The sequence below is a fragment of the Streptomyces sp. NPDC043427 genome (assembly GCF_056436655.1).
The window spans coordinates 141,953-148,565 of record NZ_JBWKCC010000025.1 but is presented as its reverse complement, the minus strand read 5'-3'; the positions used below and the strand labels follow the sequence as shown (position 1 = coordinate 148,565).

The 6,613-nt window shown below is 68.8% G+C and carries 8 protein-coding genes; 6 read left to right on the top strand and 2 right to left on the bottom strand.

Features of this window, described 5'->3' with window-relative positions:
- Positions 1-391: 391 nt before the first annotated feature.
- The gene (locus AC067M_RS32370; RefSeq protein ID WP_478700592.1) at positions 392-616 is read right to left on the bottom strand and encodes a hypothetical protein; all 225 of its coding nucleotides are present in this window, start codon (positions 614-616) and stop codon (positions 392-394) included.
- Positions 613-1,731, bottom strand: coding sequence for a DUF1152 domain-containing protein (locus tag AC067M_RS32365; protein ID WP_478700591.1), 1,119 nt, complete (start codon positions 1,729-1,731; stop codon positions 613-615). The genes AC067M_RS32370 and AC067M_RS32365 overlap by 4 nt, the downstream gene beginning before the upstream one ends.
- Before the next feature lie 81 nt (positions 1,732-1,812).
- On the opposite strand from AC067M_RS32365, the gene AC067M_RS32360 reads away from it, so the two are divergent.
- The 6 genes from AC067M_RS32360 (at position 1,813) to AC067M_RS32335 (ending at position 6,598) form a co-directional block, all read left to right on the top strand.
- Positions 1,813-2,553, top strand: coding sequence for a GntR family transcriptional regulator (locus tag AC067M_RS32360; RefSeq protein WP_478700590.1), 741 nt, complete (start codon positions 1,813-1,815; stop codon positions 2,551-2,553).
- 277 nt (positions 2,554-2,830) lie between these two features.
- On the top strand, positions 2,831-3,268 hold the full coding sequence (locus tag AC067M_RS32355; protein WP_478700589.1) for an ATP-binding protein: 438 nt from the start codon (positions 2,831-2,833) through the stop codon (positions 3,266-3,268).
- Positions 3,269-3,363: 95 nt separating this feature from the next.
- Positions 3,364-4,095, top strand: a complete 732-nt coding sequence (locus tag AC067M_RS32350) for a GntR family transcriptional regulator (RefSeq protein WP_478700588.1) — start codon at positions 3,364-3,366, stop codon at positions 4,093-4,095.
- Positions 4,096-4,218: 123 nt separating this feature from the next.
- Entirely contained in the window at positions 4,219-4,575 is a 357-nt protein-coding gene (locus AC067M_RS32345) for an SCO3933 family regulatory protein (RefSeq protein WP_069769928.1), read from the top strand.
- 5 nt (positions 4,576-4,580) lie between these two features.
- Entirely contained in the window at positions 4,581-6,005 is a 1,425-nt protein-coding gene (locus AC067M_RS32340; RefSeq protein WP_478700587.1) for an FtsK/SpoIIIE domain-containing protein, read from the top strand.
- Complete coding sequence (locus AC067M_RS32335; RefSeq protein WP_478700586.1) at positions 5,969-6,598, top strand: DUF2637 domain-containing protein; 630 nt, start codon at positions 5,969-5,971, stop codon at positions 6,596-6,598. Before AC067M_RS32340 ends, AC067M_RS32335 begins: the two co-directional genes overlap by 37 nt.
- Positions 6,599-6,613 lie beyond the last annotated feature (15 nt).

The following is a 6,613-nucleotide window of genomic DNA, read 5'->3' as shown; positions in this document are numbered from 1 at the left end:
CCCTCCCCCTCCCCCGCCCTTTCTCCTCCCCCTACCCCTACGCTGCCCACTTCCCCCCCCCCCCCCCCCCCCCCCCCCCCCCCCCCCCCCCCCCCCCCCCCCCCCCCCCCCCCCCCCCCCCGCCGCGCTTGGCGCGGCCCTCGGTTTGATCCGACCTACCTCTGTAGGCAACCGGGTGGAAAGGGGTACGACGTGGCCCCGATGAGGGGCGTTGAGGTCCAGCTGCCGTTGATCTTTCCCATCCCTGAGGCCGGATCGTGGTGGCGGTGTGCGAGCCAGAAGCGGCCTTTGAGGCGCCTGGGCGGAGCCTGCGGCCCGAAGATCTACAAGCGCCGTCGGCCGCCGGACCAGCGAGCGCAGCGAGCCTTGAACCCGTGAAGAAGGTTGTTACTCAGTCGGCGTCTGGGGCGGCTGTGATGCTGCGGGACTGGGCTGCTGCTCGTCGGAGGGCGTCGGCTACTTGTTCGGCAGCATCGGCCGACAAGAGGATCTCTTGGGTCCAGAGAATCGAGAGCCTGATGTCGCCGTTCAGCAGGTTGGTGGCAACGTCGACCTCTGTGCCGTTGCCGCTGACGTCGTACACGTTGAGGGCTGGATCGCTGCTGTAGGCGCTCACAGTGTCTGGCCGGCGTGGTCGGAGTCGACGGTCGTGAGGCTCCACAAGGGTGCTGCGTACTGCTCGGGGCGGCTGTTGATGAGCAGCAGGCGCAGATCATCGCGCTGTGAGCCGTCGAGGTTTAAGACCTCGGTGAGGTGGCGGAACGTCGTGTGGGTGACTCCGCGGCTTCGAGCATCTGCCTCGAAGTGGCTGAGCTGGGGGAGTATCGACTGGGCATCGAGCTGCGCGGGCCGTTGCTCCTTCAGCCAGAGGGCCTTGTTGCGTTCGTAGTCGATTTCGGAGAAGCCGCAGACTTCGCGGCTCAGTTCCTCTACCTGCTCCAGGGTGGTCGTTGCCATGATCGCGCGGGCCAACGCGTTGCGGCCCAGTGCCTCGTCCATGTCCACCTCGTGGACGGTCGGGCTCTCGTCGGTGAGGGGTATGGGAAGGCCGGCGTCCCGGACCTCGCAGGTGCCGCGTACGCCTCGGGCGGCTGCCGCGAGCATGCCGGTTGCTTCTGAGGGGTGCCACTCCAGGACTGGGCTGATCGGCTCCGTGTCCCGCGCCGTGAACGTGTGGACGACCGGGCCGAGCGCGCCGCGTAGGTCTTCGGGTGACAGCTCGCCGTCCAGGCCAGGGCCTGCCACGAACAGGCGGACGGGTGCACTCACTTGGCAGCACGCTGCCAGGGTCAGCGAGTCGGCGAGTGGGCTCTTCAGCGTCGGTTCGTCGCCTCGGGCCAACAGGTCGCCGCCGACGTCCAGGAGGTCGATCGAGGCCGGCCGAAGGTGAGCGATCAAGTCTTCGAGCTGGCGCGTGACGCCTTCGGCGCCGTGCCTTGGATCGATCAGCGCCAACGTATGCGGGAGCTCTGCCGCTAGGCGGGGGAGCGTGGAGCCTGCCGGTGCGATGGGGCGGGCTTCCGCCGGCACCTTCCAGACCGCCGGGGTGAGCGGTTCGAGGCCGGTGAAGTCGTCGGTTCCCCGGGGGCCCGGCAACGGGTCGATCAGCAAGCGGTCCCACGCGTACGTGAGGATCACCGCCTGGTCGTCGTCGCCGTACAAGGCGGCGTCAAGCATTGCGGCGGCGACTGCGTCGCCCCCTCCTCCTGCTGCGACGATCAACCGCGTCATGCGGCTAAGCGTACGGGGTCGGCCCTTGACCTCCCACCCTATAGTGGCTAGAGGCTATAGCCACTTGGACGAGGAGGAGACATGCCTCAGATTGAGGAGGCGCAGCCGAAGTATCTCCAGATCGCGCACTTCATCCGCGATCAGATCCTTCGGGGCGACCTGCGGCCGGGGGACGAGGTGCCCTCGGAGCGACAGTTGGCGGCGGACTGGAAGGTGTCCCGTCCGACGGCGGCGCGGTCTTTGGAGGCGCTGAGCCATCAGGGGCTCGTCGAGAAGCGGCAGGGGTCGGGCACGTACGTGCGCAGCCTCGAAGTGAATCGGCGAGCGCGGGAGTTGTACGGGCGAGCTCGGCAGACTGGGAAGATCTACACGCCTGGCGAGTACGCGGTGATCACGTCGGCCGGCTGGCTGGACGCGCCCGATCACGTTGCTGAGGCGTTGGGCCTGGTGAAGGATCGGCGGGCCGTGTATCGCCGACGGGTTACCAACAACCAAGACGGGCCTATCACGCTGTCCACGTCGTGGTTCGCGCCGGATGTCGGTCAGCGGGCGCCCAAGCTGCTGGAGCCCGAGCGGATCCAGGAGGGCACCCTGATGTACGTCGAGAACATGACGGGGCGACAGGGGAGTTACGCCGAGGACCGCATGTGTGCCCGTCAGGCGACTGACGAGGAGGGGGCAGACCTCCAGCTTGAGCCGGGATCAGCTGTTCTGATCGTCCATCACGTCGTCTTCGACCTTCAGGACCGGCCGTTGGAGTTCGCCGAAGCCACTTACCCGCCGCAGCGCTGGGCGTTCGAGCAGGGGTATCCGCTCACCTGATGGTTCGGGACTTCACGCGAATCGCTTGCGCGCTGCGAGTGGCCAATGCCACTATCCAGTAAGTGGCTAAGGCCACTCAATCTGAAGGGGGCACGGGGTGACGAGTCAGCGGCCGGACCAGGGAGCGCACTTACCTTGCCGGGGCTGCCGGGGGCGTGGCTGGAAGCGTGTCAGTTCGCGCACGTCCCTGGCGCTCGCCGCCGCTGCCGACCGTTCCCGTGCCACATCGAAGCGGCGCTGCCTCGACTGCGACGGCAGCGGCAAGGAGTGAGAGCGGATGGCGTACACGATCGACCGCTACCCCTGCGAGGAGTCGCCGCGGCTCGGTGCGATGACCTTGCATCCGGTTCCGGAGTCTGTGCCCCGGGCCCGGCGCTGGTTCCGGAAGTTCATCGCCCCGTACAACCTGGCGTGCTCGGTTGACGACTGCGCACTGATGATCTCGGAACTGGTCACCAATGCGATCCGCTACGGGCAGGCTGATGACCCGTGGCTCGTGCGGGTGGAGTGGTTCCGGGAGGGGACCTCGCTGCGGGTGGAGGTGCACAACCCGGGCTTCCCGGCGAACGTGCGACTCCGGCGCCCGGACGCGAATGACGCGCATGGGCGCGGGCTGCTGCTGGTCGACTCGATCGCCGAGTCATGGCACTCGGGGCCCAGTCGCTTCGGCGGCACGGTGGTCTCCTTTGCGGTCGCCGATGCCTGGCCTGCGTGAGAAGGGGAATACCTGCTGTTGGTTCTGCGTCGGCGGATTCGTCGCTAGTCTGGTTGACCGGTTGACTTGGCCAATCTCGACGGGCGGCGGCGTTCATGGCGTATGAGGTGGAGGCACCGAAGTACGTACGCCTCGCACAGACCATTCAGCAGCGCATCGAGGACGGCACGTACCCGCCTGGTACTCGCGTGCCCAGTGAGAATCAGCTGGTGCAGGCCTTCGGGATGTCCCGTCCGACCGTCGTACGGGCGCTGGAGCTGCTGAAGCGTGACGGCTGGCTGGAGTCCCGGCAGGGGTACGGCACGATCGTGCGGGGGCGTCCGGCGGCCGTCGAGCACAAGGACCGCCGGGGGGGTCAAGCGCTCACCCGTGACGAGGTGCAGACACCGGGGCGGCTGGTCGAGGTCGGTCAGGTTCCTGTTCCGGCTCGCGTCGCCTCTGTGCTGGGCCTGCCGAAACGCGCCAAGGTTCTCGTGCGCCGGTTCCTCGTCGTGGATGAGGACGGCGAACCTGTCGAACTGGTCTCGTCGTACTTCCCCGCCGGCCTCGTCGAGGGCACCGAGCTGGATAGTGCCCACCCGTTGGGCGTTGGCGCCCGGGCCCATCTTGAGGCGCGGAAGAAGGTTCGCTTCGACCACGTGACTGAACGCGTCTCGGCTCGGCTGCCCGAGCGCGGTGAGGCTGAGCTGCTCGACCTTCCGGACGGCGTGCCCGTCCTTGGCGTCCTGGTCGTCGCGCGTGATGCCTCTGGCCAGGCTTTGCAAGTGTCGGACGTGCTGCTTCCTGCCGATCGGCAGGAGCTGGAAGACACCTACCGCCTCAACTGAGCCCGAGTCGGGGCTAATTGCCTGCCGATCTCACTTGACAAGTCAACTTGACATCCATAACTTCGAACTTGCTAAGTCAACTTGTCATGTAGCGAGTTGATCGACTCCGAAGGAGAAACCTCTGTGCGTGTGATCCGCGTTGACGCCTCGACCGCCACGATCCTGCTCACCGAAGCGCCGGCCCCGAAGGTGCGTGACCGGCAGACCGGTGAGATCGCCAAGGACGCCGTGAGCGGTGAGGCGCTGATGACCGTCGGCGTCGTCTTCATCGACGAGGGGGACTCGTCGCTCATCCAGGTCACCGTTCCCGAAAGCGGTGTGACGGAGGGGCTGACCGTCGGCGCTCCCGTATCCCTGCCGGGGCTCGTCGCCCGGCCGTGGGAGAGCGTGTTCAACGGCCAGCAGCGGCACGGCATCGCCTACCGCGCCACCGCGATCGCGCCGGGTGCCTTCCCGGTCCCGGTCGCTCAGGCGGGCTGATCGTCGTGACGGACCTGATCACGCTGGCCGAGTTGGGCGCACCCCTCGCTGCGATAGGCGGCGCGGCCTACGTCCGGCACGCCAACCCGGCCGCGTACTGGTCCACGGTCGGGCTGCCGGTCTCGGTGGCCCGGCTGCTGGCCTCGTACTCCTCGACCATGGACGCCTGCGGTCTGACCGTCGAGCCTTCACGGCTTCGGGTGCTGGCCATCAAAGTGACCAGCCGACGGGAGATCCGTCCCGTCCCGCCTCGGCGGGGCATCATCCGGCCCACTACGACCGGTCTCCGCGTCCGGCTCCGCCTCGCTCCCGGCCAGGAACCCGCCGACGTCGCCGCTTCGGCGGAACGGCTCCGCCACGCCTGGGGCGTGCACGGCGTGTACGTGAAGGACGTCAAGCCCGGTGTCGTCGAACTGCGTCTCATCGGCTTCGACGTCCTGCGCAAGGTGCGGATGCCCCGGCGGACTGAGGGTGGGTTCCTCAGGGTGCCGGTGGCGCTTCGGGAGGACGCAACCGCGTTCTTACGGGACTACCGGGCCGTACCGCATGGACTCGTCCTCGGCGCGACGTTGTCGGGCAAGTCCATGTACCTGCGGAATCTCATTGCCGGGCTCGCCCGGCAGCCTGTCGCCCTGGTCGGCATCGACTGCAAGCGGGGCGTCGAGCTTGCCCCGTTCGCTTCCCGCTTCGCCGCGCTGGCCACCGACCCGGACGAGGCGGCCGAGCTGCTGCCCGTACTGGTCAAGGAGATGGAGGACCGATACGACCTCATCAAGGCCCGGCAGGGCATCGCTCCCGGTACCCGCGACGAGGAGATCACCTCGGACATCTGGGGCCTGCCCGAGAGCGAACGGCCCACCCCCATCGTGCTGTTCGTCGACGAGGTGGCCGAACTCTTCCTCGTCGCATCCCGCAAGGACGAGGAACGCCGGGACGAGATGGTCACCCACCTCATCCGCCTCGCCCAGCTGGGCCGGGCGGCCGGCATCTACCTGGAGGTCTGCAGGCAGCGCTTCGGCGCCGAGCTGGGCAAGGGCGCGACCATGCTCCGGGCCCAGCTCACCGGCCGAGTCTGTCACCGCGTCAACGACGAAGCGTCGGCCAAGATGGCTCTGGGGGACATCGCCCCTGAAGCGGTCGACGCCTCTTGCGCCATCGCCGCCGAGCTGCCCGGCTTGGCCGTGGCCGGTGACACCTCTGGCGGCTGGTCCCGCATCCGCACCCCATACCTGTCCCTCGCTGCTGCTGCGGCCACCTGCCGCGAGACGGCCCACCTCTCCCCGGACATTCCGGCGCTCACCCCTTCCGGCCGTACGCCCCGCCTGTCGCCCTCGACCGCCGTGAACCGGTTCCCACGGCGCGCCTCGCCTCCGAGACACCGGGGGACTGATCGATGCGCGCCCCCGGCATCCGCATCGACCCCATCCTGATCCAAGCGGCCATCGCCGCCGCGCTCTCCTTCGCCCACCTGCACGACCTCGCTGCAGCGGCCGGACAGGACGGTTGGAAGGCGTGGGCCTATCCGATCAGCGTTGACCTGCTCCTCGTCGCGGCATGGCGGCGGCTGCGCTCCGGTACGGCGAAAGCCGCTGGCTGGTGCTGGTTCGTCGTCGCCCTGGCCGCGTCGCTCGGCGCGAACGTCGCCACCGCCGGCCTGCTCGACCTCGGGCACGTCCCGGCCTGGCTGCGCATCCTCGTCGCCGGATGGCCCGCCGTCGCCTTCCTCGGCGGAACCCTCCTCGCGCACGGCATCCCGGATCGCGACGAGGCGGCGGTACCGGACCAGGACGAGGCACCCGCCACGCCCGTCACGACGGCCGCCCCCGAACTGCCCGCCGCCGCTCCACGGCCGGCCGCGCAGCCTGCCGCCGCCCCTGTCCCGCCCGCCCTCGTCGCCCTGGCTCGCAAGGTCGCCGACGACCACCGCGCCCGGACCGGAACGGACATCGACACCCCAACCCTTCGTACCCGCTTGGGCGTCCCGCTCCCGCTCGCCGAAGCCATCGCCGCACAACTCACCTGACCTCGGAGGACTTTC